The sequence below is a fragment of the Streptomyces sp. NPDC058008 genome (genome assembly GCF_042886395.1).
Lineage (GTDB): Bacteria > Actinomycetota > Actinomycetes > Streptomycetales > Streptomycetaceae > Streptomyces.
The window spans coordinates 36918-63530 of record NZ_JBHVQX010000014.1 but is presented as its reverse complement, the minus strand read 5'-3'; the positions used below and the strand labels follow the sequence as shown (position 1 = coordinate 63530).

Annotated in this window: 16 protein-coding genes; 2 read left to right on the top strand and 14 right to left on the bottom strand. The window is 69.8% G+C overall.

What is annotated here, in order from left to right; genetic code table 11:
• Positions 1-103 precede the first annotated feature (103 nt).
• The 9 genes from ACFVS9_RS16105 to ACFVS9_RS16065 all read right to left on the bottom strand — a co-directional run bounded on the left by ACFVS9_RS16105 (position 104) and on the right by ACFVS9_RS16065 (position 15582).
• A complete protein-coding gene (locus tag ACFVS9_RS16105; protein ID WP_383112993.1) occupies positions 104-1051 on the bottom strand; it encodes a carbohydrate ABC transporter permease in 948 nt (315 codons plus the stop codon).
• Between the two features lie 15 nt (positions 1052-1066).
• Complete coding sequence (locus ACFVS9_RS16100; RefSeq protein WP_383112992.1) at positions 1067-2029, bottom strand: carbohydrate ABC transporter permease; 963 nt, start codon at positions 2027-2029, stop codon at positions 1067-1069.
• Between the two features lie 88 nt (positions 2030-2117).
• Positions 2118-3530: an extracellular solute-binding protein gene (locus ACFVS9_RS16095; protein WP_383112991.1), complete on the bottom strand. Its 1413-nt coding sequence runs from the start codon at positions 3528-3530 to the stop codon at positions 2118-2120.
• Between the two features lie 393 nt (positions 3531-3923).
• On the bottom strand, positions 3924-8213 hold the full coding sequence (locus ACFVS9_RS16090) for a discoidin domain-containing protein (protein WP_389932720.1): 4290 nt from the start codon (positions 8211-8213) through the stop codon (positions 3924-3926).
• A gap of 383 nt (positions 8214-8596) precedes the next feature.
• Positions 8597-9781, bottom strand: a complete 1185-nt coding sequence (locus tag ACFVS9_RS16085; RefSeq protein WP_383112989.1) for a S8 family peptidase — start codon at positions 9779-9781, stop codon at positions 8597-8599.
• Between the two features lie 250 nt (positions 9782-10031).
• The gene (locus ACFVS9_RS16080) at positions 10032-12128 is read right to left on the bottom strand and encodes a beta-galactosidase (RefSeq protein WP_383112988.1); all 2097 of its coding nucleotides are present in this window, start codon (positions 12126-12128) and stop codon (positions 10032-10034) included.
• Between the two features lie 87 nt (positions 12129-12215).
• Entirely contained in the window at positions 12216-13559 is a 1344-nt protein-coding gene (locus ACFVS9_RS16075; RefSeq protein ID WP_383112987.1) for an ABC transporter substrate-binding protein, read from the bottom strand.
• Between the two features lie 160 nt (positions 13560-13719).
• Entirely contained in the window at positions 13720-14658 is a 939-nt protein-coding gene (locus ACFVS9_RS16070) for a carbohydrate ABC transporter permease (protein WP_389932716.1), read from the bottom strand.
• Positions 14659-14661: 3 nt separating this feature from the next.
• Positions 14662-15582 carry a carbohydrate ABC transporter permease gene (locus ACFVS9_RS16065; RefSeq protein WP_383112985.1) on the bottom strand — a complete coding sequence of 307 codons (921 nt, stop codon included), beginning with the start codon at positions 15580-15582 and terminating at the stop codon, positions 14662-14664.
• Positions 15583-16090: 508 nt separating this feature from the next.
• Between ACFVS9_RS16065 and ACFVS9_RS16060 the strand changes: the two genes are divergently transcribed.
• Together ACFVS9_RS16060 and ACFVS9_RS16055 are read left to right on the top strand one after the other, a co-directional pair.
• Positions 16091-17077 (top strand): LacI family DNA-binding transcriptional regulator, encoded by a 987-nt coding sequence (locus ACFVS9_RS16060; protein ID WP_383112984.1) that lies wholly within the window; start codon positions 16091-16093, stop codon positions 17075-17077.
• Positions 17078-17661: 584 nt separating this feature from the next.
• Complete coding sequence (locus ACFVS9_RS16055; protein ID WP_389932712.1) at positions 17662-20676, top strand: carbohydrate binding domain-containing protein; 3015 nt, start codon at positions 17662-17664, stop codon at positions 20674-20676.
• Between the two features lie 88 nt (positions 20677-20764).
• Here ACFVS9_RS16055 and ACFVS9_RS16050 read toward each other — a convergent pair whose 3' ends face one another.
• The 5 genes from ACFVS9_RS16050 to ACFVS9_RS16030 all read right to left on the bottom strand — a co-directional run bounded on the left by ACFVS9_RS16050 (position 20765) and on the right by ACFVS9_RS16030 (position 26594).
• Positions 20765-21850 (bottom strand): aldose epimerase family protein, encoded by a 1086-nt coding sequence (locus tag ACFVS9_RS16050; protein WP_389932709.1) that lies wholly within the window; start codon positions 21848-21850, stop codon positions 20765-20767.
• On the bottom strand, positions 21850-22887 hold the full coding sequence (locus ACFVS9_RS16045; RefSeq protein WP_383112981.1) for a LacI family DNA-binding transcriptional regulator: 1038 nt from the start codon (positions 22885-22887) through the stop codon (positions 21850-21852). Before ACFVS9_RS16045 ends, ACFVS9_RS16050 begins: the two co-directional genes overlap by 1 nt.
• A 64-nt stretch (positions 22888-22951) precedes the next feature.
• A complete protein-coding gene (locus ACFVS9_RS16040; RefSeq protein ID WP_383112980.1) occupies positions 22952-23995 on the bottom strand; it encodes an ABC transporter permease in 1044 nt (347 codons plus the stop codon).
• Positions 23992-24990 (bottom strand): ABC transporter permease, encoded by a 999-nt coding sequence (locus ACFVS9_RS16035; protein ID WP_383112979.1) that lies wholly within the window; start codon positions 24988-24990, stop codon positions 23992-23994. Before ACFVS9_RS16035 ends, ACFVS9_RS16040 begins: the two co-directional genes overlap by 4 nt.
• Positions 24987-26594, bottom strand: coding sequence for a sugar ABC transporter ATP-binding protein (locus ACFVS9_RS16030; protein WP_383112978.1), 1608 nt, complete (start codon positions 26592-26594; stop codon positions 24987-24989). The genes ACFVS9_RS16035 and ACFVS9_RS16030 overlap by 4 nt, the downstream gene beginning before the upstream one ends.
• Between the last annotated feature and the right edge of the window lie 19 nt (positions 26595-26613).

The window sequence follows — 26613 nt, the reverse complement described above, 5'->3', positions numbered from 1 at the left end:
TCCTTTCGGGCAGGTGGTACTCCGCCCCCGGCCCGGACGCGGGGCGTGCGGTGGGAGGGCCGGCGGCGGAGTGCTGGTGGGAGGCGGTGGTCCGGGGAAGGGGTCAGCCCTTCAGGCCGCCCGCGGTGAGACCGCTCATGATGTTGCGCTGGAAGAGCAGGAAGATCAGCAGCGTCGGTACGGACGCGATGGTGAGCGCGGCGATGAGGACGTTCTGCGGGACCCCGTTGGACAGCGAGTAGATACCGACGTTGAGGGTCTGCCGGGCCGGGTCGGGCAGGGTGAGCATCGGCCAGAGGAAGTCCTTCCAGACCCCGACGACCGCGAAGATGGAGACCACGCCGAGGATCGGCCGTGAGATCGGCAGCACGATGGAGCGCAGGGTCCGCAGGGGCGACGCACCGTCGATGGCGGCGGCGTCGAGGAGTTCCCCCGGGATGGAGTCGAAGAACCGCTTCAGCAGGAAGATGTTGAAGGCGTTGGTGACCGAGGGCAGCCAGATCGCCCAGGGCGAGTTGAGCAGGTTGCGCTCGAAGATCGGCAGGTCGAGGACCGTGAGGTACTGCGGTACGACCAGGACGGTCGCGGGGATCATGAGGGTGGCGAGCATCATGCCGAGGACGACCTTGCCGAAGACCGGCCGCAGTTTGGAGAGCGAGTAGGCGGCGGCCACGTCGAGGACGAGCTGGAAGGCGAGTGCCCCGAACGCGTAGTAGAGGGTGTTGAAGAGCAGCTGGGCCAGGTCCATCACGGTCCACGCCTGGGAGTAGTTCTCCGTGTGGATCGAGGAGGGGAAGGCGGTGGGCGGGCTCTGCACGACCTCCTGGGTCGTCTTGAGGCCGCCGGTGACCATCCAGTACAGCGGGCCGAGGAACACCAGGGTGAAGCCGGCCACCACCAGGGCGAAGACGATCCAGTAGACCGCCTTCCCCCGGGGCCGGCCGAGCTGGGCCGGTGAGATCAGGGTCCGCTGCCGGCCCAGGTCCGCTTCCCGGCGGCGGGCCTTGCGTCCGCCGGCTCCGCGCCGGGAGACAAGCGTGTTCGATGCCATCGTCGTGCTCCCGTCCTAGTCTTCGCTGCTGCGGCTGAGGCGTACGTACACCGCGGAGAAGCCCGCGAGGACGACCAGCAGGAGGAGGCCGAGGGCCGCCGCTCCGCCGTAGTTGTTGAAGTTGAAGGCGTACTGGTAGATGAGGTAGACGACGGTGGTGGTGGACCCTTCCGGGCCCGCGCCGTTGGTGAGCAGGAACGGTTCGGTGAAGACCTGCATCGTCGCGATGATCTGCATGAGCAGCAGGAGCGACAGGATGAGCCGGGTCTGCGGGATGGTGACGTGCCAGATCTTGCGGAGCAGTCCCGCGCCGTCGAGCTCGGCCGCCTCGTACAGCTCGCCCGGGATGCCCTGGAGGGCGGCGAGGTAGATCAGTGTGGCGCCCCCCATGTTCATCCAGGTGGACGCGATGACGACGGAGAGCATCGAGGTGCTGGTGTCCTGGAGCCATTGCTGGGCGGGCAGATGGAGGAATTCCAGGATGCGGTTGAAGAGCCCGTAGCCGGGGTCGTAGAAGTACTTGAAGAGCAGTACGGAGGCGACCGGCGGCAGCATGACGGGGAGGTAGACCAGCAGGCGCAGGTAGCCCTGCGCGTGCCGGAACTCGTTGAGCACGACGGCGACGACGAACGGGACCACGAAGCCCAGCAGGAGTGCCAGGACGGTGAAGAGCAGGGTGTTGCGCCAGGCCTGCCAGAACGCCGGGTCGTTGAAGACGTAGCTCAGGTTGGACCAGCCGGCCCAGGTCGTCCTGCCGTCCTCGGTCTTCTGGAAGGCCAGGATGAATTCCCTGACCATCGGATACCAGGAGAAGAAGGAGAAACAGAGGACGGCTCCGATCAGGAAGCCGTGCGCCGTGATGTTGCGGCGCAGGGCGCGCACGAACTCCTCGCGGGCGGAGTCCGGCCCGGTGGGGCGTGGGTGGTGCCCGGGTGGCGGTGCGCTCGCCTTCCCGGTGGACAGGGTGGGGGCCGACATGGTCTCTCCTCGGTGCCGGTGCAGTCGCTCGCAGACGGACGGTGCGGATGCGGGGCCGGGCCCGCCCGGCCCGGCCTCCGCGCGTCCGTTACTGGTTGGCCAGGACCTGGTTGACCTGCTGCTCGGCGGTGTCGAGCAGCTTGTCGATGTCGGCGTTCCTGTTGGTCAGGACCGCGGACATCGCGTTGTCAAGGATCTTGTAGATCTCCTGGGCCTTCGGCGGCTCGGCCTTGCCCTGGACGGGGTTGTCCATGAAGGCCTTGAAGTTCTGGACGGGCATGGTGGCGTTGGCGGCGCGTTCGGCGTCGTCCTTCGTCTTGCTCTCGCCGGTGAAGAAGTTGGGCTGCGGCAGCCCCACGGGAAGCTTGTCCGCCTTGGTGCGGGCCCACTCGAACTGCCCCGTGCCGGGGGTGAGGTTCTTGAAGTTCAGCCAGGCGACGGCGGCCTTGATCTTGTCGGGCGAGCTGCCCTTCTTGATCATGTAGTTGTTCCCGCCGAAGAGGGTGCCCTCGGCGCCGGGGATCGGGCCGAGCCCGAAGTTCTCGTACTGCGCTCCGAGCTGCTGCACCATGTACGCGATGTCGTCGGGCGCGGCCAGGAACATGCCGAGCTTGTCCGTGGATATCTGCTTCTGGAGGTCGCCCCACTTCAGCAGCTGCGTCTTGCCCATGCTGTCGTCCTCCCAGCGCATGTCGTGCAGCTGCTGGAGGACCTGCTTGCCCTTGTCGTCGTTGAACGCGGCCTTCTTGCCGCCGGCGTCCACCACGTCGCCGCCCAGGGCGTACTGCGTGGCGGTGAAGTGCCAGCCGCCGTTGTTCCCGGCGCTGTACTCGCCGAATCCGGCGATGCCCTTGCCCAGGGCCGCGATCTTCTTGCTCGCGGCGCGGACCTCGTCCCAGGTCGCGGGCGGGGTGTCGGGGTTCAGACCGGCCTGGGTGAAGAGCTTCCGGTTGATGATGAGGCCCATGGTGTAGTTGCTCGTGGGCAGCGCGTAGAGCTTGCCGTCCTTGCGCGCGACATCGAGCACCTGGGGCTGGATGTCCTTCAGCGACGGGACGGAGGTGTCGGTGACGTAGGCGGAGATGTCCTCGGCGCCGTCGTTGTCCAGCACCTGCTGGAGGTCGGTGAAGTAGGCGTAGAAGACGTCCGGCTGCGACTTGCCCTTGAGCATGGCCGTGAAGCGGGGCGGCTCCAGACACTGGCCGGGCGTCGACTTACCGTCGATCTTGACGTTCGGGTACTTCTTGTTGAACGTCTTGACGTCCTCGTTCCACTCGCGCAGCTCCGCCGCCTTCGCGGCCGGCGGCATGCAGTCGATCGACAGCGTCACCTTGGCCTTCGGGTCGAGCGGCGCCGACGGATCGGACGATCCGCTGCCGGAGTCGTCGTTCCCGCCGCCGCTGCTGCTCGTGCCGCAGGAGGCTAGGGCGGTCAGGGCGAGCGCGGTGACGACGGCGGCCGCGGAGGCACGGCGGGTACGGCGGATCCCAGCACTTCTCATCGGTGGTCCCCTTCGGGCAAGAGCATGGAAGGCCTCGGCCGACTGTCTGCCGGGGCGCGGCCACACTCAACCACCGGCAACAAGCGAGCGCAATATCTCGCGCAGTTTTGGTAAATGTTTGACAGCACTCCGCAGGCGAGGAGACGCCCGAAAAGGCCACCCAGGCACCCCCACGGACCACCCCTGCGCGGCCCGTACAGGGACGATCCAGGCGCGCGGCGGGACCGTCGGGGCGGCGGACGGCCCAGGCGGCCCCCTGCGGCTTCCCGCCATCGCCGGGCCCCCCGCATGCAAGAGACAGACTTCCCGGTGCAAGTGGTTACGCGCGGCGGGGTGCCTCCCGGGCTCCTTCAGGAACCCGGGAGACACCCCGCCGGTACCGCGCCCGCCCCCTTACGGGTTGATGTTGATCTTGAAGGTGGAGGTGGTGTTCTTCACGTCCTGGGCGTTGCCCCCGAGCTTCAGCCCGTTGAACGTGACCTCACCCACGGCGGGGCCCTGCCCCGCCTCCGGCAGCTCGTTGGCCCAGAGCCCGAAGCCCGACTTCGCGTCGAAGGCGTCGCCGCTCCTGCGCGCGCCCGTCACCGAGATGTCGGTGAGCACCGTGTCCTTGATCGGGAACTGCGGCTGCCCTCCCACGTAGTTCGTCTGGAACATGATCCCGCTGTACGTCGGGTCGACGATGTCCACGTGCGAGATCCTGATGCCCTGGAAGACCTTGGAGGCCGAGAACAGCCAGATCCCGGGGAAGGTCTGCGTCCCCCAGAAGTGACCGCCGGACCGCAGGACCGACACGTTCTCGATCGCTGTCGGGCCGGTCCCGAACCCGTTCATCGGATAGCCGAAGTCGAGCGAGCTGACCGTGATCCCGGCGTACACCAGGGTGTCGGCGATGAGGATGTTGCGGAAGGTGTTGTCGTAGCCGCCGTACACGGCCACGCCCGCGGCCCTCCAGGTCAGGAGGGAGGTCAGGTTCTCGTACACGTTGTTCTTCATGTCCGAGCCCCCGGAGTCGATCGCCGAGAACAGCGCGAAGCTGTCGTCCCCGGTGGCCCGTGCCTCGTTGTTGGTCACGTGGTTGTCCGTGGAGCCGTTGGTCATGTTGATGCCGTCGGCGAACATGTTCCGGATCCGGGAGTTCCTGATCGTGACGTTGTCGGTGTTCGCGCCCCAGTACAGGCACACCATGTGCTCGTTCCAGATGTTGTCGATGACGATGTCGGAGACGTTCGAGAAGTCGAACACCTTGCCCGGTCCGTCGATGCGGGACGTGTAGTTGCCGAAGTACGCGAAGTCCGAGAACGACGAGCCCTTCGCACTGGCCTCCGCGCGGAACCCGATGTCGGTGTTGTCCTGCGTGGACGGGGCCCGGAACCTGGTGAACCAGGGACCCGCGCCGACGACCTTCACGGCCTTGCCGTAGACCTGGAACTTGCTCGAGGTGGAGTAGTCACCGGCCGGCAGGTAGACGCCCACGAGCTTCCCCGTGGTGTCCATCCGGACCTTGTCCAGGGCGTTCTGGACGTCCTGGTGGGTGAAGCCGGCCGGCACCGTGTAGGTGGCCGGGTCCGGGTTGGCCACCTGGGAGACCTGCTCCAGGCTGACGAAGTCGATCGCGTAGGTGCTGGTGTTGGCCGCGTCCTTCTGGAGCCGTATCCTGCTCCCCGCCGGGACGGTCCGGCCCAGCATGACGTTCGCCTCGTCGTAGATGTGCCGGGGCGCTCCGGCGGAGGGGTCGTTGCCCGGACCGGTCTCGTTCCCGTACAGCCAGGCGTACTTCGAGGTGAGGTCGATGGCCTTGAGGAAGGTGCCGTCCACGTAGACGTTGAGTTTGGAGTCGATTCCGCCGCCGCCCGGCGCGTCCGGGACGGAGAAGCGGGTGACCAGGGTGTTGGTGGCCGCCCGGGTGGTGAACTCGACGTAGTTTCCTGTGTTGTTGAGGGTGACGGCCTTACGGCCGGACGCCTCGCCCGCGATGTCACCGACGGTCCGGTTGGGGCCCACGACCTGTGCCCCGCCGCCCGTGACGCCGTCCTCGGCCTCGTACATGTCGTACGGCATGTTCGCGCCGCGCCCGACGAAGAGCGACTGGGTGCTGGTGTTGTTCGCGCGCTTCACCGGCAGTTCGTTGGCGTCGTCGGCGAGCACCACCTTCACCGTGTAGGAACCGTTGGCGGCCGTCCAGGTGCCGAGGGAGACGGGAGCGGTCGTGGCACCGGCCGCGATGGTGCCGCTGTACGCGCCGGTGAGGGTCTTCACCGTGGCGCCCTTGGAGTCGACCAGGCTCAGGGTGATTCCGTGGCTGCCGGCGGCGGAGGCCACGGTGCCCTGGTTCCTGACGGCGACGGAGAAGGTGACGGTGTCGCCGTCGGAGGGGGCGGACGGGGAGGTCGTGACGGCGTGCGCGACGAGGTCGGAACTGGAGACCGGCTTGACGACCAGCGGAGTGGGGCTGGTGAAGCGGTTGTTGGTCTCGTTCTGCTCGATGATCTCGTCCGCCGGGTCGACGACCGCGCCCAGCGTGTAGCTTCCGGCGTCACGCGCTCCGACAGCGGCGGTGACCTGGGCCGAGGCACCGGCCGCGAGGGCGCCCACCGACGCGGTGGCCACCTTGGAGCCGCCGAGCTCGAAGTCCAGCTTCCCGGCGGGAGAGGCCACCGGGCCCGCGTTGCGTACGGTCGCCGACAGGGTGATGGAGTCCGATTCCACGGGAGCCGCGGGCGAGGCGCCGACCGCCGTGACCTGGAGGTCCGGGTTGGGGGCCGGAGTGCCCAGCACCTGGAACTCGGCCACCTGGCCCGCACCGGAGCCGGTGTTGGAGGTGAACTTCAGCTGGACGTCGGCGACCCGGGCCGTGACCGGGATCGTCACCGTGTTGCCGGTCGCCGGGCTGAACGCGTAGTCCTTGGCCGCGGCCAGGCTCGTGAACGAGCCGGCGGCCTGCTCCCGCCCGAGCACCTGGATGTTCTGGGTGCGCGCACCCCAGCTGCTGTCCGGGTTGAGCTTGACGACGACGCTCTCGGTGTCGGCGTTGGCGCCCAGCTTGACGGTCAGCGTGTTCGGGTAGCTGCCGCCCGCCCCCTCCCAGTAGGTGGTGAGGGAGTTGTCGTTGGCGTTGGCCGCGACGAACGTGTGGACCACCGAGGACGCGGTGATCGGCTTGGAGACCGCGAGGTTGGAGGCGGCGCTCGCCGAACCGTTGCGCGTCACGGTGTTGCTGGCACCGGAGGTGTTGCCCGCCGCGTCCCTCGCACGCACCACGTAGCTGACGGTGGTGGCCGCCGGCTGGGTGTCGGTGTAGGTGGTGACATCGCCCGCCACACTCTTGCGGAGCACGTTGTCGGCGTAGATGTCGTAGGCGGTGACGCCCTTGTTGTCGGTGGAGGCCGTCCAGGTCAGCTTGATCTGCCCGGCGGCGGGCTCGGTGAAGGCGAGCCCGGAGGGGGCCGTGGGCGCCTGGGTGTCGCCGGATTCGCCCGTGCGGGTCACGGTGTTGCTGTTGCCCGACTGGTTGCCCGCGGCGTCCTTGGCCCGGACGTAGTAGGAGACGGTCACGCCCGCCGGACGGGTGTCCGTGAACGTGGTGACGTCACCCGCCACGGAGGTCAGCAGCGCGTTGTCGGCGTAGACGTCGTAACCGGTGACGCCGGTGTCGTCCGAGGACGCCTTCCAGGTCAGCCTGATCTGACCCGTCGCCGGCTCGGTGTAGGCCAGGCCGGTGGGGGCGGTGGGGGCCTGCGTGTCACCGGTCGCGGGACCGTAGATCTCCAGTTCCGAGAACTGGGCGGCGGGCTGGACCGAGTTGGCGGTGACCAGCACCCGCACGTACCGGGTCGTGGTCGCGTCGAAGGTGATCGTGGCCGACTGGCCGCCCGCGGCGTTGAACGTGTACGCCTTGGACGCCGTCAGGTCACCGAAGTCCGAACCGTTGGCGCTGCCCTGCACCTTCAGGGTCTGGGACCGCTGCTCCCAGCCGTCCGGCAGCCGCAGCACCACGCGGTCGACGCGGACCGAGGAGCCCAGGTCCGCCTGGAGCCACTGCGGGAGGGCGTTGTTCCTGCTCTCCCAGTAGCTGGCCCGGTTGCCGTCGTTGCCGTTGGCGGCGACGTACGTCTCGGTGTAGCTGCTCGCGGTGAGCGTCCTGCCCGCGGCGAGGTTGGCCGACGACTCCCCGGCGGCGCGCACCTCGAGCTCGGAGAGCTGGGCGTTCTGCCAGCCCGTGTTGGCCGTGACGTTCACCCGCACGAAGCGGGTCAGCGTGGCCGGGAACGATATCTTCACCTCGTTGGACGTGCCGGGGCCGAAGGTGTAGGCGGCCGAGCTCTTCAGGGTCGAGAAGCTGGTGCCGTCGGCGCTCCCCTGGAGCGAGAGGGTCTGCTGCCTGCTCTCCCAGCCGGCCGGCAGCTTCAGCGTCACCTCGTCGACCCGGGCGGCGGAGCCGAGGTCGGTCTGGACCCACTGGGGCAGGGTTCCGCCGGAACCCTCCCAGTACGTCGACCGGTCGCCGTCCGTCACGTTGCCGGCGGCGTACCCGGTGCCGGCGCTGCTGGCCGCCGCGGCCCGGCCCGCGGCGATGTTGGGTCCGTCGGCCGCCGCGGCGGTGAGCGACGGCCATCCGATCATCAGAAGACTGGTGGTGACCACGGCGGAAAGGGCCCGCCATCTCCAGCGTTGGGCTCGCATAGATCCCCGATCTTCGGCCCCGGCGCGGAGGGCGCCGAGGGTGCGGCTCTGTCGGATCAGCTCTGTATCGCCACTTCCTGCACGCACTGAGCTGAGTTTTGCGCTTGGCGGTCAGAGAGTTGCAGAGAAGTGCGAGAGCGTCCACGGTTGAGACAGAAACCGGAACACGATCGGGCTCGACGGGAACCCCAAAGGACGCCTAATGAGGCGCATTCGGAACCGTGGGGGTCGCGCGAGGTCGTCACGGAGAGGCCCCCAAAGGGTGCCGCAAGGAATGTTGATTTCTTGCGTTGCAGCGCAAGCTGCCGGAAAGGGCCTGTTCCACGGCGCGCAAAAGAGCAGGGCCCGCAGAACGCGGACCCCGCTCCGGTGGCGCGGGCCGGTCAGAGACCGCCGGTGTAGAGCAGCCGGTCGGGCGAGCCGGAGCCCAGACCCGTCAGGACGTCCGGGGTCGCCTCCGCGGCGAGCCGGTCCGCGACCTCCTGCGGCGCCGCGTCGGGGTTCTGCTCCTTGTAGAGCGCGGCCACGCCGGCGACATGGGGACTCGCCATCGACGTACCGCTCAGCTTCGTCGAACCGCCGCCGAGCTTCGCGGACACGATGTCCACCCCGGGGGCGTACAGCCACACGCAGGTGCCCCAGTTACTGAAGGTCGCCTGCCGGTCCTGGTCGTCACTCGCGCCCACGGCGAGCACGCCGTCGGCGCGGGCCGGGGAGACGTCACAGGCGTCCTGGTTCTCGTTGCCCGCCGCGACCACGGGCAGAATGCCGTCCGACGCGAGCGCGTCGAACGCGTCGTCGACGGCCGACGACGCGGGCCCGCCGAGGGAGGCGTTGACCACGGCCGGCTGCTCGGCGTTCTGGGCGATCCAGTCGAGGCCGGCGATGATCCCGGCCCAGGTGCCCGACCCCTCGCAGTTGAGCACCCGCACCGGCACGAGGGAGGCGCCGGGCGCCACGCCGTACGTCGCCCCGGCCACGGTCCCGGCCACATGGGTGCCGTGGCCGTTGCAGTCCTCGCCGTTGCGGCCGTCGCCGATCGCGTCGTACCCGGCGCCCACCCGGCCGCCGAACTCGCTGTGGGCGGACTCGATGCCGGTGTCCAGGATGTACGCGGTCACGCCCTTGCCCGTGCCGTTCACGTCGTACATGCCGTCCAGCGGCAGGTTCCGCTGGTCGATGCGGTCCTGCCCCCAGCTCCCGGCCACGGCCCGCCGCCCCGCCGCCGTACTCGCCGCGGGCGGCGAGACGGATGCCTCGCTGTTCTCCTCGACGGCCTGGACGCTCGCGTCGCCGCGCACCTGCTCCAGCTGTGCGGGGGTGAGCGAGGCGGCGAAGCCGTGCAGGACCTTGCCGTAGGTGAACAGGGTGCTGACACCGAGCTGCTCGGCCATGGCGGCCGGCTTCTGGTCGGGCGCGAGGGTGACGATGTACTGGCCGGGCACGGCCCGGTCCGACTTCTGCAGCGGCACGAGAGGTTCGGCGGTGTCGGCCGTGGCCGTGGTGGTGCCGATCAGGGGGACGATCAGCAGTAGAGCGGCTGGTGCCCAGCGGGCGCGCAGGCGCATGCGTTCTCCCTTGGGGTGGTGGAGCGGATCGCGGACGCTCGGGCCCGCGACGTGCGAACACCTGACCCTTCGTCCACATCCCCCGCGGTCCTGAGCCGCGTCAGCCGGACAGCGCAACGTTCGGTACCGGGCAGGCCCATTCGGCCCCGCCGCACGGGAGCCCCGGCCCGGGTGGACGGACCGGCGCACGACGCGGCGCGCCCCGGGGGACGACGGTCCTGTCCCCCGGGGCGCACGGAGCGCGGGGCCGCTAGCCTGCCGCCTGCCCGGAGAGCGCGGCGGCGGGGAAGGGCGTGGCCCCGGACGCCACACGGAGCACGGAGACCCCTCGCGGCGGAAGGACCAGGCCGCCGTCGGTGTCCGGCGAAGGCCCGGTGAGGGCCTCTCCGTCGACCGCGCCGAAGGCGACGGGCTCGTCCGTACGGTTCACGAGGAACCAGTACGCCTGTGAGCCGTCGGTGCGCACGGTCAGCTCGACCCGTCCCCGGACGTCGGCGGGAAGCTCGCTGGGCACGCCCGCCCCGGACAGCAGCGGGCGCAGCACGTCGGCCAGCCCGTAGCTGCCCAGACGCGTCGAGACGTAGGCGGCGGAGCCGCCTTCCTCCAGGGCGCGCCGGGTGAGGGCGGGACGCCCCGCCTGGTCCCCGTTCCCGTACCGCGCGAGCACCTCCACCTCGGGGTCGGTCAGGTCGATCCGGTCGGTCCACAGGGTGCCGGTCAGACCGTTGTCGAGCTGTACGTCCGCGCCCTCCAGCAGCGGGCCGAACTCCTCGATGCGGATGCCCAGCAGATCGCGCAGCGCCCCCGGGTAACCGCCGAGGTGCACATGGTCGTTCTCGTCCACGACACCCGAGTAGTAGGTGGTGGCGAGGTGGCCGCCTCCGCGCACGTACGCCTCCAGCCGGGCCGCGAGGGCCTGGGGGACGACGTGCAGGAGGGGGGCGGCGACGAAGTCGTACCCGGTGAGGTCGGCCGAGGTCGTGACGACGTCCACCCGGACGCCGAGGGCCAGGAAGGCGGAGTACCAGTCGAGGGCTTCCTGCCGGTAGTCCACCAGGGAGGACGGCTGGGAGTCGCGCTCGACGGCCCACCAGGAGTCCCAGTCGTACACGAGTGCCGCGCGAGCCGGTTCCCGCACGGAGCCGGTGACCGGGGTGAGCGTCTCCAGGGTCCGGCCGAGGGCGGCGACCGCACGGAAGACCTCGCTGTCCGCGCCGGCGTGGGGCACCATCGCGGAGTGGTGCTTCTCCGCTCCGGCGGCGGACTGGCGCCACTGGAAGAAGCAGACGGCGTCGGCTCCGTGGGCGACGTGGACCAGGGAGTCACGGGCGAGTTCGCCCGGACGCTTGGCGACGTTGACGGGCTGCCAGTTGACCGCGCTCGTGGAGTGCTCCATCAGGAACCAGGGCCTGCCCTGGGCGATGGAGTGCGTGAGGGCGGCGGAGAAGGAGAGCTCGTCCAGGCGCTGCGGTCCGGGGTGGGCGTAGTGGTCGTTGGAGACGAAGTCGATCTCCTCGGCCCACTCCGGGTAGTTCATGCCCTTGGTGCCGCCCATCACCATGAAGTTGGTGGTGGCGGGGATCTCGGGGGTGATGCGGCGCAGGATCTCGCGCTCGGCCCGCAGGTAGTCCTTGAGTGCGTCGGAGGAGAAGCGCTTGAAGTCGAGCTGCTGGGTCGGGTTGGCGTGGCTCGCGGCCAGTCGCGGCGGCTGGATCTGCGCCCAGTCGCTGTAGTACTGCGACCAGAAGGAGGTAGCCCAGGCGCGGTTGAGCTCCTCCAGGGTGCCGTAGCGGGCGCGCAGCCAGTCGCGGAACGCCTGGGCCGCGTCGTCGGAGTAGTCGTAGATGTTGTGGCAGCCGAGCTCGTTGGAGATGTGCCAGGCGACCACACCGGGGTGGTCCGCGTAGCGGGTGGCCATGACCTCGACCAGCTCGAGGGCGTATCTGCGGAAGACGGGCGAGGTGGGCCGCCAGTGCTGTCGCGCGCCCTGCGAGAGGGTCTCGCCGGTGCGGGTGACCGGCAGGATCTCCGGGTGAAGGGTGGTGAGCCAGGGCGGCGGCGAGGCGGTGGCGGTGGCGAGGTCGACCGCGATCCCGTTGTCGTGGAGCAGGTCGAGCACCTCGTCCAGCCAGTCGAAGTCCCAGCGGTCCTCGGCCGGCTGCAGGCGTGCCCAGGAGAAGATGGCGACGGAGACGATGGTGACCCCGGCCTCGCGCATCAGCCGGACGTCTTCCTTCCACACCTCGCGCGGCCACTGCTCCGGGTTGTAGTCGGCCCCGTAGGCGAAGCTCGCGGTGCGGTCGTCGGAGGGCGGGCGCAGCCAGTGGCGCTGGGAGGCGGGGCTCATGTTGATCCTTTGGATACGAGGTGCGAGTACGGCTGAGGGCGGCCGCCCGGTCGGGCGACCGCCCTCAGCCTGTTCAGGCTCCGGACGTCACTTGTTGACGTTGAAGCCCTGGTCGTTGCCGTAGGTGACGGCAGCCTTCTGCCACTCCTTCAGCCCGTCGACCAGCTTGGTGTCGGAGACGTACGCCTTGCCGACGGAGTCGTTGAACACGGAGTTCGCGTAGACCTGGAAAGGCAGGTAGGACCAGTCCTCCGGCACCTGGGTGGCGGACCGGGCGAAGATCTCGTTCGCCTTCTGGCCGCCGAAGTACGGGAAGGTGGTGTCGAGGAACGACGGGGACGAGAGGTCCTTGGTGGTGGCGGGGAAGGCGCCGCCGGCGATGCGGGCCTGGACACCCTCCGAGTGGTTGGCGTACTCGTTGAACGCGTACGCCAGGTCCTTGTTCTTGCCGGCCTTCATCACCGCGAGGGAGCTGCCGCCGTTCTCGGAGCTGACCTCGCCGCCCTTCTCGTACTGCGGGAGGGCGGCCGCACGCCAGTCACCCGAGGCGGACTCGACGCCCGAGACGAAGTTGGCGGGCATCCAGGCGCCGGTGGACAGCGTGGCGATCGTGCCGTCCGCCAGACCCTTGTACCACTCGTCGCTCCAGTTCTCGATCGGCGCGAGGAGCTTCTCGTCGAGCAGCTTCTGCCAGACCTTGGTGAAGGCGACGACACCCTTGTCGGCGGCCAGGTCGACCGTCACGTCGGTGTCACGGGTCTTGAAGGGGGTTCCGCCGGCCTGCCAGATCATGCTGGTCGTGAACCCGGCGTCACCGGTGTCGTTGGCTATGTACGCCTTCGGGTCCGCGGCGTGCAGGGCACGTGCGGCCTCGAGGTACTCGTCCCAGGTGGTGGGCGTGGCGATCTGGTGCTTGTCCAGAACCTTCTTGTTGTAGAAGAGCGCCATCGGGCCCGAGTCCATGGGCAGGGCGTACACGGCGTCCTCGACGGTGACCGCGTTCCACGGGCCCGGGGAGTAGTCGTCCTTGAAGTCGCCCGCGCCGTAACGGCTGAGGTCCTCGAGGGACTTGCCGAGTGCGAACTGTCCCAGGGCGTAGTACTCGACCTGCGCGACGTCCGGCACGCCGGATCCGGCCTGCACGGCGTTCTGCAGGGCGGTGTACTGGTCGTTGCCGGTACCGGCGTTGACCAGCTTCACCTTGACCTTGGGGTACTCCTTCTGGAAGTCGCTGACCACCTGCTTCAGCGTCGGCTCCCACGCCCACACCGTGATGGAGCCGCCCTCCTTGAGGGCAGCCCTGAGGTCGCCTCCCGAGACGGTCTTGTCCGAGGAGGCGGCGTCGTCGGAGGACCCGCACGCGGTGAGGCTCAGCGCGGCCGCGCACAGCAGGCCGACGCCACGCATCGCGCGTCTGGTCATGGTTCTCATAATTGCTTCACTCCGTTGTGGTGAGGGTGGTGCACGAACCGTGGAACACCCGCACGGGGGTGCGGGGGTGGAGAGGGGTGGAACGCCGCGCCGGTCGGTGGCCGGGGGAAACCGGACCCGGAGCGCGGAGATTCGGTGGCCGACGAGGCCGGGGAGCGGCTCACCCCTTGACGCTGCCTGCCGCCAGTCCGGACTGCCAGTATCGCTGGAGCAGCAGGAAGGCGATGATCAGCGGCACGATGGTCAGCAGCGAGCCCGTGATGACCAGGTTGAAGACGGGCTGGCCGCCCGCGGTGGACGCCTGCTCGTTCCAGGCGTCCAGACCGAGGGTCAGCGGGTACCAGTCCGGATCCTTGATCATGATCAGGGGCAGGAAGTAGTTGTTCCAGGTCTGCACCATGGTGAACAGCAGTACGGTCACGACACCCGGGGTCAGCAGCGGGAGGGCGACGCGGAAGAACGTCCGCAGTTCGCCGGAGCCGTCCACCCTGGCCGCTTCCAGGAGCTCGGTGGGGACGGCCTCGGCGGCGAACACCCACATGAGGTAGAGCCCGAACGGTGAGATCAGCGACGGGATGATGACGGCCCAGGGCGTGTTGGTGAGCCCCATCTTGCTGAACATCAGGAAGGTGGGGACCGCCAGCGCCGTGGCGGGCACGGCCACCGCGCCGATGACGGTGGCGAACACGGCCCGCTTGCCCGTGAAGTCGAACTTCGCCAGGCCGTAGCCGCCGAGCACCGCGAGGAAGGTCGCACCGCCGGCACCCGCGACCACGTACAGCAGGGTGTTGAGGAACCAGCGGACGAAGATGCCGTCGTCGTAGGTGAGCGTCTGCGAGATGTTGTCCCAGAGCGCGAAGTCACCGCTGAACCAGAGGCCGAAGGAGTCGAGGAGACCCTTCTGCGTCTTGGTCGCGTTGATGACGAGCCAGACCAGCGGCAGGAGTGCGTAGAGCGCGGTGAGGCACATCAGGAGCGTGAGCACCACGCTGCGTCGCGGCCGGCCGGGCGTGTGCCGGGTGTGGCGGATGGCCGGGGCACGACGGTGGGAGGTCCGCCGACGGGGCGTCTGTTCGGCGGTGAAGGAAGGGGCGCTCATCGCTCACGCCTCCTTTCGCATGCCGCGCAGCTGTACCGCGTAGGCGATGATCATAGTAACGACGCCCATCACGAGGGAAACCGTGGCCGCGTAGTTCTGCTGCCGGCCGGAGAACGACAGCGTGAAGGTGTAGAGGTTGGGCGTGAAGTAGGTCGTGATCGCGTTGGGCGCCAGGCTCTGCAGGATGCTGGGCTCGTTGAACAGCTGGAAGCTGCCGATCACCGAGAAGATCGTGGCGATCACGAGCGCACCCCGGATCGCGGGGATCTTGACCGCGGTGATGACCCGCCACTGCCCCGCGCCGTCGATCTCGGCCGCCTCGTAGAGGGACTTGGGGACGACCCGCAGCGCCGAGTAGAAGATCAGCATGTTGTAGCCGATGAACTCCCAGGTGACGATGTTGCCGATGCTCGCCAGCACCAGGGAGGGCGAGAGCGGGTCGGGCAGCGTCACGCCGAAGGCGTCGTTGATGTTCCCCACGAGCCCGAAGCGGGTGCCGTAGATGAAGCCCCACATCAGTGTGGCGACGACGGCGGGGACGGCGTACGGCAGGAAGACGGCTATCCGGAAGAAGCTCTTGCCGTAGAGCCTGCCGCTGTCGAGCGCCAGGGCTATGAGCAGGGCGATCCCGAGCATGACGGGGACCTGCACCGCGAGGAACAGGACCACCCGGCCCACGGCTTCCCAGAACTTCTCGTCCCCGAAGGCCCGTTGGAAGTTGTCCAGGCCGACGAACGAGGTGCCGCCGACCAACTGGTCCCGGAAGAAGCTCAGATACAGCGAGTAGATGATCGGAGCGAGGAAGACCAGGGCGAACACGGCCATGAAGGGCCCTACAAAGATCCAGCCGACCCGTCCGCGGCGGCTGCGGGAGCGTGCGGCTGGTGGGCGGCGTCCGGTCGTGATCGGCGTAACGGCCGTCATGGGTACTCCTGTTGTTCCGGCGTTGAGCATGGCCCCGGCCGGATGGAGACACCGGACATCGTGGAGGCGCTGTGCTTGAGAAGACCGATGTTTACGTAAACATTTATCGGTGGGACGATGTCTACACGCCCTCTTCACCTACGGTCAAGGCCGGGATTCCGTTTGACGGCGACGAGTTCGTGAGATCGTCCCACCATCGGCACGGCCGCCGCACGGCACCCCCGTCACCGGGGCACCCGCCCGTCGGCACCGGTCGGCCGAAAGTGGTAGAAATGCCGATGCCCGAACCCTCGGTCCGTGCCCGGAACCGGCCGGACCCGTTGCGGCGGCAGGGCGCGTCCCCCTTCGGAACGTCTTCAGGACGCATGCGGTGATCAGTGGAAATGACGGCCCGACGGCCACAGGAGCGCCCCACACACGGTGAAAGGCTCGCGGAGTCACGACGGAGGCAGACGAAGTGCAGGGACAGGAACAAGCCATGGACAGACCTCCTCGCAAGGAAGCCTCCATGGCTGATGTCGCGCGCCTGGCCGGAGTCTCCTCGCAGACGGTCTCCCGTGTGTCCAACGGGCATTCCGTGGTGTCCGAGGACACCCGGGAGCGCGTCCTCACGGCCATGAAGGAGCTCAACTACCGGCCCAACAGCGCCGCGCGGGCTCTCAAGAGCGGGAAATTCCGCACGCTGGGGGTGATCCTTTTCACTCTGGCGACGACGGGCAACGTCCGGACACTCGAGGCCATTTCGGCCTCCGCGGCGGACGAGGGCTACGCCATCACCCTGCTGCCGGTCGCGACGCCCACCAGCAAGAGCGTCAGGGGCGCCGTCACGGTGCTCGGCGAACAGGTCGTGGACGGCATCATCGTGATCATGGAGGTCCGCCTGCTGGACGCCGCGATCTCGCTGCCGCCGCACACCCATGTCGTGGTCGCCGACTCCGACGCGGGCGACCGCTACAGCGTCGTGGACACCGACCAGTCGGGGGGCGCCAGGGCGGCCGTGCAGCATCTGCTCGACCTCGGCCACCGCAGCGTGGTCCATGTCGCCGGTCCCGCCGAGTCGTTCGCGGCGCAGCGCCGCGCCCAGGCGTGGCGGCAGACCCTGGAGGCGGCGGGGCGCCCGGTTCCGCCTCCGGTGGGGGGCGACTGGTCCGCGGCCTCGGGCTACGCGGCGGGGCTCGCCCTGGCGGCGGACCCCGCCTGCACCGCGATCTTCGCGGCCAACGACCAGATGGCCCTGGGCGTTCTGCGCGCGCTGCACGAGCGGGGCAGGCGGGTGCCCGAGGACGTCAGCGTCGTGGGGTTCGACGACATCGCCGACTCCGCGTCGTTCCTTCCGCCGCTGACCACGGTCCACCAGGACTTCGCCGAGATCGGCCGGCTGTGCGTGGACGGGGTGCTGCGGCAGATCCGCAGCGAGACGACGGAACGCGGGACCACCCTGGTGCCGACCCGTCTGGTCGTCCGGGCCAGCACGGCCCCGCCGCCCCACGGCTGAACGCCCGCCCCCGGACATCCGGCACCCCGGCTCCGGACACCCCGCGCACCCCCGGAACCGGATCCGGCCGGGACCGCACGCGGGGTGAGGCCCGCACCGGGGCGTGCGGCCCGCTTCCGCCGGGCGGTCCGGTGACCAGGCCGGCGCCGACTCCCGTTCTCCCCCGGACCGTTCGGGCCTCCCCGGGCGCTCCCACCGCACATGCCCGGCGCGGGAGAGGCGGACGGCCCGGTCGAGGCCGCCCGGCCCGGGGTGCCGAGCGCGTAGCCGCGCAACGCCACCGCCGCATCGGCGGAGCGGGCGGCGAGTGGCGGAACGCCCGTACACCGCCCCCTCGTTCCTCCCGTCCTTCGTCGCGTCACCGGTGCGCGGCCTCTTTACGGACCTGTCATGCACCGGTAACTTCCTGGGTGCAAGAGATTGCAGAAAAGTTCTGACAGGAATTGCTGTCGGAGCGCACTGCTCGCCCGAACCCCGAGGCGCGTCCGGGTTCTCCGGCGGGATCCTCGCGACCGCTCGCGGAGCGGCCGTGCTGACGGCAGCCGCGGTCCACCCGCCCGCGGCCCTCCCCTGGAGACACACGCATGAGACGCACCCCTGTCCGGCTGCTCGGACGCCCCGCGGCGGCGGCCGTCGCGGCGACGGTGATGCTCGGGCTCCTGACGCCGGGCCCCACCCCCTCCACCCCGGACGAGGCCGTGCCCGCGGCCGCGTCCGCGCCGGAATCCTCCGCCACCGTCTTCTACTACACCAAGACCAGGAACTGGTCCGCCTACCGGCTGCATTACGCGCCCGACGGCGGATCCTGGACCACCGTGCCCGGTACGGCCATGGAGGCCGCGTGCACGGACTGGGTGAAGCTGACCGTCCCCCTGGGCGGCGCGGCCGGCCTGGCCGCGACGTTCAACAACGGCGCCGGCGTCTGGGACAACAACAACGGGAAGAACTACGCCCTGGGCACCGGCTCCGTCACGGTCAAGGACGGCGTCGTGGCCCACAGCGACCCCTGCGCGGAGAGCGGCACGGAACCCGGGGGGACCCGCACGGCCTCGGTCTACTACTCGACCGCCACGGTCGGCTGGACGACCACCAATCTGCACTACAGGCCGGCCGGCGGCGCGTGGACCACCGTGCCCGGCGTGGGCATGGAGCCGGCCTGCACCGGCTGGGTGAAGAGGTCGGTGGACCTCGGGACCGCCGCCTCCCTGCAAGCGGCCTTCAACAACGGCAACGGCGTCTGGGACAACAACAACGGGGCCGACTACACCCTCCCCGCCGGCCTCACCACGGTGAAGGACCGGAAGGTCACCGCCGGCGCCGGGGACCCCTGTGCCGCCGAGACACCGGACACCCAGGCCCCCACCGTCCCGTCGAAGGTGTCGGCGAGCGTGGACGGGGTGTCCGTCGTGCTGACCTGGGACCCCTCCACGGACGACCGCGGTGTGACGAAGTACCAGGTCACCCGGACGGGCGGCAGCAAGGGCACGATGGTCGGCGACGTGGGCTCCACGGTGTTCTCCGACACCGGTCTGGAGGCGAGGACGGCCTACAGCTACACCGTCAGGGCCGTCGACGCCGCGGGGAACGTCTCGGCGGCCTCCGCCCCGGCCACCGTGACCACCGGGGAGAAGCCGACGGCCCCGGCCGCCGGGAAGCCGCTGGGCACCGACCCCCGCAAGGACCCGATCTACTTCGTGCTCACCGCCCGCTTCAACGACGGCGACCCCTCGAACAACCGGGGCGGCAGCCAGCACGTGAAGTCGGGCAACGCGGCCAACGACGACCCCATGTTCCGGGGCGACTTCAAGGGCCTGGTCGAGAAGCTCGACTACATCAAGGGCCTCGGGATGTCGGCCGTCTGGATCACCCCCGTGGTCCTGAACCGCTCCGACTACGACTACCACGGCTACCACGGCTACGACTTCTACGAGGTCGACTCCCGGCTCGAGTCCGCCGGGGCCTCGTACCAGGACCTCATCGACGCGGCGCACGCCAAGGGCATGAAGATCTACCAGGACGTCGTCTACAACCACTCCTCGCGCTGGGGCGCCAAGGGGCTGTTCACCCCGAAGACGTACGGGGTCCGTGACGCCCAGTGGAGCTGGTACTACGACGAGGGGAACGACGGCTTCGAGTACGACGGACTGACGGTCGAGCCGAAGTCCGGGAAGTCGTACTACAACGGCGACCTGTGGTCGACGGCCGAACCCTCGGGCAACACCTGCGTCAACTGGGGCACCCCCACCCAGTACACCTCGCCGGAGGGCTACCGGATCTACAACTGCCAGTGGCCCAGTCCCACCTCGGGCATGTTCCCCAAGGCGTACTACCACAACTGCTGGATCGGCAACTGGGAGGGCGAGGACTCCCGTTCCTGCTGGCTCCACGAGGACCTCGCCGACTTCGACACCGAGAGCGCGCCCGTGCAGAACTACCTGATAGGCGCCTACGACAAGTACATCGACATGGGGGTGGACGGCTTCCGCGTCGACACCGCCGTGCACATCCCCCGCACCACCTGGAACCGCCGCTTCCTGCCGGCCATCCAGGAGCGCGTCACCCAGCGGTTCGGCGCGGAGGCGGCGAAGAACTTCTTCGTCTTCGGCGAGGTCGCCGCCTTCGTCAACGACAAGTGGAACCGCGGCTCGGTCAACCACTCGGCGCAGTTCTACACGTGGAAGGAGCGCAAGGAGTACAGCGCGGACGACGGCAAGGCGGCGCTGGAGATGTACGACTACGAGCAGCAGCAGGGCACCGGCTCCCAGCCCACCTCCGCCAACGCCTTCCTGGACGGCAACAGCTACCACGCCCCGGACCACAGCCGCTTCTCCGGGATGAACGTCATCGACATGCGCATGCACATGAACTTCGGTGACGCCACCAACGCCTACGGCAACGGCAAGGACTCCGACGACAGTTACAACGACGCCACCTACAACGTGGTGTACGTCGACAGCCACGACTACGGCCCCAACAAGAGCAGCGAACGGTACGCGGGCGGCACCGACGCCTGGGCCGAGAACATGTCGCTGATGTGGACGTTCCGGGGCATCCCCACGCTGTACTACGGCTCGGAGATCGAGTTCCAGGCGGGCAAGAAGATCGACTGCGGCCCCAGCTGCCCGCTGGCGACGACCGGCCGGGCGTACTTCGGCGGGCACCTCGCGGGCGACGTCAGGGCGTCGGACTTCGGCACCGTCGACTCGGCGTCCGGCGCGGTCGCCGACACCCTGTCGAAGCCCCTGGTCAAGCACGTGCAGCGGCTCAACCAGATCCGCCGTGCGGTGCCCGCCCTGCAGATGGGGCAGTACTCCACGGAGGGCATCACCGGCTCGATGGCGTACAAGCGCCGCTACACCGACGCGGCGAGCGGCACGGACAGCTTCGCGCTGGTGACGGTCTCGGGCGGCGCCACGTACACGGGCGTGCCCAACGGCACGTACAAGGACGCGGTCACGGGCGACACCCGGGTGGTGACGGGCGGCACGCTCGCCGTCCCGGCGCCGGGCAAGGGCAATCTCCGGGTGTACGTCCTCGACCTCGGCGGCAGGAACGCGGCCCCGGGGAAGATCGGTACGGCGGGCGCCTACCTGAAGTGACCGGCCGACGCCCCGGGTGCGGGGGACGTGCGGCGGCGCGTCCCTCGCACCCGCCGCCGCACCGTTGCCGCGGTGCGGCGGCCGTGTGTCAGGGTGCTTCGGCGTGCGGCCCGTTCCCGAGGTGCGGGAAGCGCAGCTCGGTGCGGCTGCGCGCGGTGTCGCCGGGGCGCAGCACGGTGCTGGGCAGGTCCGGCCGGTTGGGCGAGTCGGGCAGGTGCTGGGTCTCCAGGCAGACCGCGCCGTGCCGTTCGTGGCGGCGGCCGGCGCCGTCGGTGAACGAGCCGTCGAGCTGGTTGGCGGTGTAGACCTGGATGCCGGGCTCCGTGGTCCACACCTCCAGGATCCGGGCGGCGTCCGGTGCGGTGAGACGTGCGGCGCGGCGCAGGACGGCGTCGGAGTCCCGCAGGACCCAGGAGTGGTCGAAGCCGCCCGCGGCCCGCAGCTGTCCGTCCTCGACGCCCAGCCGTTCCCCCAGGACCCGTGGCACGGTGAGGTCGAACGGCGTGCCGCGGACCGGGGCGGGCGGGCCCGAGGGGATGCCGTCGTCGTCGACCGGCAGGTAGAGGTCGGCGTCGACCTCCAGGCGGTGGCCGAGGACGTCGTCGTGCCCGGCCAGGTCGAAGTAGGCGTGGTTGGTGAGGTTGACGACCGTGGGGCGGTCGGTGACCGAGGCGTAGTCGACGGCCAGGGTGCCCGCCGTGTCCAGGGTGTACGTGACGGTGGCGTCCAGTGCCCCGGGGAAGCCCATGTCGCCGTCGGGGCTGTGCAGGCTGAGCCGTACGGACGCGCTGTCGTCGCCCGGGACGGATACCGCCTCCCACACCTTGGTGTGGAAGCCGTCGGGTCCCCCGTGCAGGGCGTGGCCCCGGTCGTTGGCGGGGACGTGGTGTTCGGTGCCGTCCAGGACGAAGCGGCCGCGGGCGATGCGGTTGGCGTAGCGGCCGACGACGGCGCCGAAGTAGGGGTGTTCGGCCGTGTAGTCGTCGAGGGTCGTGAGGGACCGGACGACGGACGCGGTTGCGCCCGTGGTGTCCGGCACGGTGAGGCGGTGCAGGGACGCGCCGTAGGTCAGGATCTCGGCGCGGACACCCGTGCCGCTGTCGAGGGTCCACAGGTCGGTCCGGGTCCCCTGGACGGATCCGAACGGGGTGCGGTGCACGGTGGGGCGCGGCATCAGTGGTCCTCGGTGTGGCCGGATCCGGGCCCGGACGTGGTGGATTCGCGGACGACGAGGCGGTAGCCGGGGCGTGGTCTGCGCGGTTCGGCCACCGGTTCGCCCGCCAGCTGCCCGACGAGGCTGTCGACGGCGAGGCGGGCGATGGCCTCCTTGTCCGGGGCGATGGTGGTCAGGGTGGTGGTGGTGTAGCGGCTCTCCTCGATGTCGTCGAAGCCGACGACGGCGATGTCGTCCGGGATCCGCAGGCCGCGTTCGGTGATGGTCCGCATGGCGCCGATGGCGATGAGGTCGTTGTACGCGAACACGGCGTCGGGCCGGTCCTCGCGGTCCAGGAGTCGCGCCATGCCGGTGGCGCCGTCCTCGCGGCCGTACCCGTCGGTGACCACGACGAGGGATTCGTCGGGGGTGAGGCCGGCGGCGGCGAGTTCCTCGCGCCAGCCCCGCAGACGCAGGTGTGCGGGCTGGCGCTCCTGGCCGGTGCGCGATCCGAGGAAGGCGATCCTCCGGTTCCCCTGGGCGACGAGGTGGCGCACGGCCGCGCGGGCCGCCGCCACGTTGTCGATGGCGATGTGGTCGTAGGGCGCCTCGTACTCGCGCTCGCCGAGCAGGACCAGGGGCGCCGTCTCGGTGCGCGCCATGAGGTCCTCGGGCTCCAGGTGGATGGGGCTGAGGATGAGACCGTCGATCACGTGGGACCGGAAACCCTGGCTGACCAGGAGCTCCTTCTCCCTGAGGCCGGCCGTGTGGTCGACCAGGACGGTGTACTCGTGCCGGGCGGCGGCGTCGATGACCGCTCCGGCGAGTTCCGCGAAGTACGGGTTGCCGAACTCGGGGACGGCGAGGGCGATGATGCCGGTGCGTCCCTTGCGCAGATGGCGGGCGGTGAGGTTCGGCCGGTAGCCGAGCTCGTCGATCGCGTGCTGCACCTTGGCGCGCATGGCGGGTGTGACGTGCTGATAGTTGTTCACCACGTTCGACACGGTCTTGATGGACACGCCCGCCCGTTGCGCAACGTCCTTGAGGCTGACGCCCACGGCACTCCTTGGTTCGGCTCGGCTCGGCTTGGATCTGGGTCCGGCCCGGCGGGCCGGCTCGTCGTCAGGTGCTTCTGCGACTGCGCGCGAGATAGCGCTGGGCCACCACGACAACGATAAGGAAACCGCCGCTGACCACCGACTGGTACGAGGAGTTGAGGGAGCCGATCTGGTTGATCAGGTTCTGGATGACGGCCAGCAGGAGCACGCCCCAGAGGGTTCCGCTGATGGATCCCGCGCCGCCGACGAGGAGTGTGCCCCCGATGACGACGGCGGAGATCGCGTCGAGCTCCATGCCCACACCGACGATGGTGACGCCGGAGGACAGCCTGGCCGCGTTGAGCGCTCCGGCGAGACCGGCGAGCAGCCCGCTGAGCGTGTAGACGAGGATCTTCGTACGGGCGACGGGGAGGCCCATCAGGGTGGCGGCGTCGCTGCTGCCGCCCACGGCGAAGAGGGACTGTCCGAACGAGGTGCGCTGCAGCACGAGTCCGCCGGCCCCGAAGAGGACCAGGGCGATGATGATCGGGTACCCGAAGCCCCAGACGCTGCCCTGGCCGAGCTCTCCGAACGCCGAGTCCTTGGGCACCAGGTAGGTGGTGGCGCCCTCGCCGGTGAGGGCGAGCAGCAGTCCTCGGGCGCCGAGCAGGGTGGCCAGGGTGACGATGAAGGGGGCCATGTTCCCCCGGGCGATCAGGAACCCGTTGAGCAGGCCGATCCCGCCGCACACCACGAGGGGCAGCAGCAGGGCGGCGAGGAATCCGTACTGCGAGGCCCAGGCGGCGAGGACTCCTCCGAGGGCGAAGACCGATCCGACGGACAGGTCGATGCCGCCGGTGATGATGACCATCGTCATGCCGAGGGCGACCACGGCGAGGAAGGACGCCTGGATGGTCACGCCGCGCGCGTTGTCGAGGGAGGCGAACGTCGGGTAGATGAAGGAGGCGGCGATCACGACGGTCAGCAGGACCGCGAGGACGCCCTGGCGTTGCAGGAGTTCCGCGGCGCGCTGCGGGCCGGTCCGCCCGGGCCCGGCTGCGGGGCGGGCCGCGGGCGCTTTCGGCGGCACCGGGGCCGGGGCTGCGGTGACGGGCTTGGTTTCGTTCATCGGGACCGACGCTCCCGGGCGACGTAGACGGCGGCGATGATGATGGCCGCCTGGGCGATCTGTGCGGTGGAGTCGGGCAGGTCGTGCTTGACGAGGGTGGCGCGCAGGAGCTGCATGAGCAGGGCTCCCGCCACGGTGCCGAGCACCCGTACGGAGCCGCCGTTGAGGGGGGTGCCGCCGACGACGACCGCCGTGATGGCGGACAGCTCCATGAGGGTGCCGAGCGAGGACGGGTCGCTCGCGGTGAGGCGGGCGGTGGCGAGGATGCCGGCGAGGGCCGCGAGCACACCGCAGAGCACGTACACGCCGATGAGGACCCGCTTGACGGGGAGTCCGGCGAGTGCGGCGGCCGAGCGGTTGCCGCCGACGGCGACGATCTGGCGGCCGAAGGTGGTGCGCTGCACCAGGAAGGCGACGGCGACGGCGAGGACTCCGGCGATGAGGACGACCAGGGGGATGCCGAGGAAGGAGCCGGTGCCCAGGGACAGCAGGTCGGGGTTGACGATCTGCTTGAGCTGGCCGTCGGCCATGACCAGGGCGAGTCCGCGGCCTCCGACGAAGAGCGCGAGGGTGGCCACGATGGGCTGGAGCCCGACGAGGGAGACGAGGGCGCCGTTGACGGCTCCGACGACGGCGCCCGCCAGGAGGGCGACGACGAGCGCGGGGACGAGCCCGTATCCGAGGTAGAGCGGGAGGAAGGCGGTGGCGAGCGCCATGGTCGAGCCGACGGACAGGTCGACGCCCTCGGTGCCGATGACCAGGGCCATGCCCAGGGCGACGATGACGATGGGGGCGACCTGGACGAGCTGGGTGCGGAAGTTGTCCGCGGTCATGAAGTGCTCGGTGAACAGGGCGTTGAAGAGGAGCACCACCCCCACGGCCACGTACACGCCGTAGCGCTGGTACCAGGCCGGGTCACGCAGCCGGGCCAGAGGGCTCACGGTCTTCTCGGGCGTTCCGTCCTTCACGGGCGGGACGACGGCGGTCGGGGTCATCGGGGGTCCTCCTGGGCGGCCGGCTCCGTGGCCGCCGGCTCCGGTGCGTGGTCGGCGAGGACTTCGAGCAGCCGGTCCTCGGCCACGTCGTCGCCCGACAGCTCACCGGCGACCGCTCCGCCGCGCAGGACGACGATCCGGTCGGCGCCCTCGATGAGTTCCTCGATGTCGGAGGAGATGAGCAGGACGGCGAGGCCCTCGCGGGCGAGGTCGTCGATGAGGCTCTGGACCTCGGCCTTGGCGCCGACGTCGATGCCGCGGGTGGGTTCGTCGAGCAGGAGGACCTTGGGCTCCAGGCAGAGCCAGCGGGCCAGCAGGACCTTCTGCTGGTTGCCGCCGGAGAGCTCCCCCACCTTCTGCTCGGGGCTCGACGCCTTGATCCGCAGGCGCTTCATGAAGATGTCGACGATCCGGTCCTGCCTGGCCCGCGAGACGACACCGGCCCGGGAGAGCCGGGGCATGGCCGCCAGCACGATGTTCTCCCGGACGGAGAGGCCGGGCACGATCCCTTCGGCCTTGCGGTCCTCGGGGAGCAGGCTGATGCCGGCCCGGATGGCGGCGGCCGGGGTGAGACGCTTCAGCGGGGTGCCGTCGACGGTGAGTTCGCCGGCGTCCAGGGGCAGGGCGCCGGACAGCGCCTTGGCCGTCTCGCTGCGGCCGGAGCCGAGGAGGCCGCCGAGGCCGAGCACCTCTCCGGCGTACAGGGACACGGAGATGTCGTGGAGCTGGAGGCGGCTGGAGAGCCCGGTCGCGGTGAGTACGGGGGTACGGGCGGCCTCGTGCCCCTCGGCGGCGAAACTGGTGACGCCGGAGCGGCGTACCTCGGCGAGGTCGCGGCCGAGCATCATCGACACGAGCTGCATGCGGTCGAGGTCCGCGAGGTCGCCGGTGTGGATGTGGCGTCCGTCGCGCAGGACGGTGACGCGGTCGCAGATCCGGTAGAGCTCGTCCATGCGGTGGCTGACGTAGAGGACGGCGATGCCCTTGTCCCGCAGGTTCCCGATGACCCGGAAGAGGGTCTCCACCTCGCGGGGTTCGAGCGAGGAGGTGGGCTCGTCCATGATGACGACCTGGGCGTTCACGGACACCGCCCGCGCCAGGGCGACCATCTGCTGGGTGCCGACGCCCAGGGTGTGCAGGGGGCGCCGGGGGTCGACGCGTACGCCGAACCCGTCGAGGAGTTCGCCCGTCTCGCGGTGCATACGGGCGAAGTCGATGAGGCCGAACCGGTTCCTGGGCTCACGGCCCAGGAAGATGTTCCGCGCCACGCTCATCAGCGGGACGAGGTTGACCTCCTGGTAGATCGTGGAGATCCCGGCCTGCTGTGCCTCGAACGGCCGGGCGAACCTGACGGGTTCGCCCGTCATCGACAGTTCGCCCTCGTCCGGCCGGTACACACCGGTCAGCACCTTGATGAGGGTGGACTTGCCCGCGCCGTTCTCCCCCACCAGCGCGTGGGTCTCCCCCGCGCGCAGGGAGAAGGTGACGCCGTCGAGTGCGACGACGCCGGGGAACCGTTTGCTCACCGCGCGGGCTTCGAGCACCGCGGATGCCGTGGGCGCGGCCGCCTCCGGTGCCTGCGGTACTGCTTCGGGTGGTGCCATGGGTGGTCTTGGCCTTCCG

Excerpts from the sequence above, each read along its gene's own strand:
- ACFVS9_RS16105 (WP_383112993.1), bottom strand. The coding sequence starts at position 1,051 with ATGGCATCGAACACGCTTGTCTCCCGGCGCGGAGCCGGCGGACGCAAG.
- ACFVS9_RS16100 (WP_383112992.1), bottom strand. The coding sequence starts at position 2,029 with ATGTCGGCCCCCACCCTGTCCACCGGGAAGGCGAGCGCACCGCCACCC.
- ACFVS9_RS16095 (WP_383112991.1), bottom strand. The coding sequence starts at position 3,530 with ATGAGAAGTGCTGGGATCCGCCGTACCCGCCGTGCCTCCGCGGCCGCC.
- ACFVS9_RS16090 (WP_389932720.1), bottom strand. The coding sequence starts at position 8,213 with ATGCGAGCCCAACGCTGGAGATGGCGGGCCCTTTCCGCCGTGGTCACC.
- ACFVS9_RS16085 (WP_383112989.1), bottom strand. The coding sequence starts at position 9,781 with ATGCGCCTGCGCGCCCGCTGGGCACCAGCCGCTCTACTGCTGATCGTC.
- ACFVS9_RS16080 (WP_383112988.1), bottom strand. The coding sequence starts at position 12,128 with ATGAGCCCCGCCTCCCAGCGCCACTGGCTGCGCCCGCCCTCCGACGAC.
- ACFVS9_RS16075 (WP_383112987.1), bottom strand. The coding sequence starts at position 13,559 with ATGAGAACCATGACCAGACGCGCGATGCGTGGCGTCGGCCTGCTGTGC.
- ACFVS9_RS16070 (WP_389932716.1), bottom strand. The coding sequence starts at position 14,658 with ATGAGCGCCCCTTCCTTCACCGCCGAACAGACGCCCCGTCGGCGGACC.
- ACFVS9_RS16065 (WP_383112985.1), bottom strand. The coding sequence starts at position 15,582 with ATGACGGCCGTTACGCCGATCACGACCGGACGCCGCCCACCAGCCGCA.
- ACFVS9_RS16060 (WP_383112984.1), top strand. The coding sequence starts at position 16,091 with ATGGCTGATGTCGCGCGCCTGGCCGGAGTCTCCTCGCAGACGGTCTCC.
- ACFVS9_RS16055 (WP_389932712.1), top strand. The coding sequence starts at position 17,662 with ATGAGACGCACCCCTGTCCGGCTGCTCGGACGCCCCGCGGCGGCGGCC.
- ACFVS9_RS16050 (WP_389932709.1), bottom strand. The coding sequence starts at position 21,850 with ATGCCGCGCCCCACCGTGCACCGCACCCCGTTCGGATCCGTCCAGGGG.
- ACFVS9_RS16040 (WP_383112980.1), bottom strand. The coding sequence starts at position 23,995 with ATGAACGAAACCAAGCCCGTCACCGCAGCCCCGGCCCCGGTGCCGCCG.
- ACFVS9_RS16035 (WP_383112979.1), bottom strand. The coding sequence starts at position 24,990 with ATGACCCCGACCGCCGTCGTCCCGCCCGTGAAGGACGGAACGCCCGAG.
- ACFVS9_RS16030 (WP_383112978.1), bottom strand. The coding sequence starts at position 26,594 with ATGGCACCACCCGAAGCAGTACCGCAGGCACCGGAGGCGGCCGCGCCC.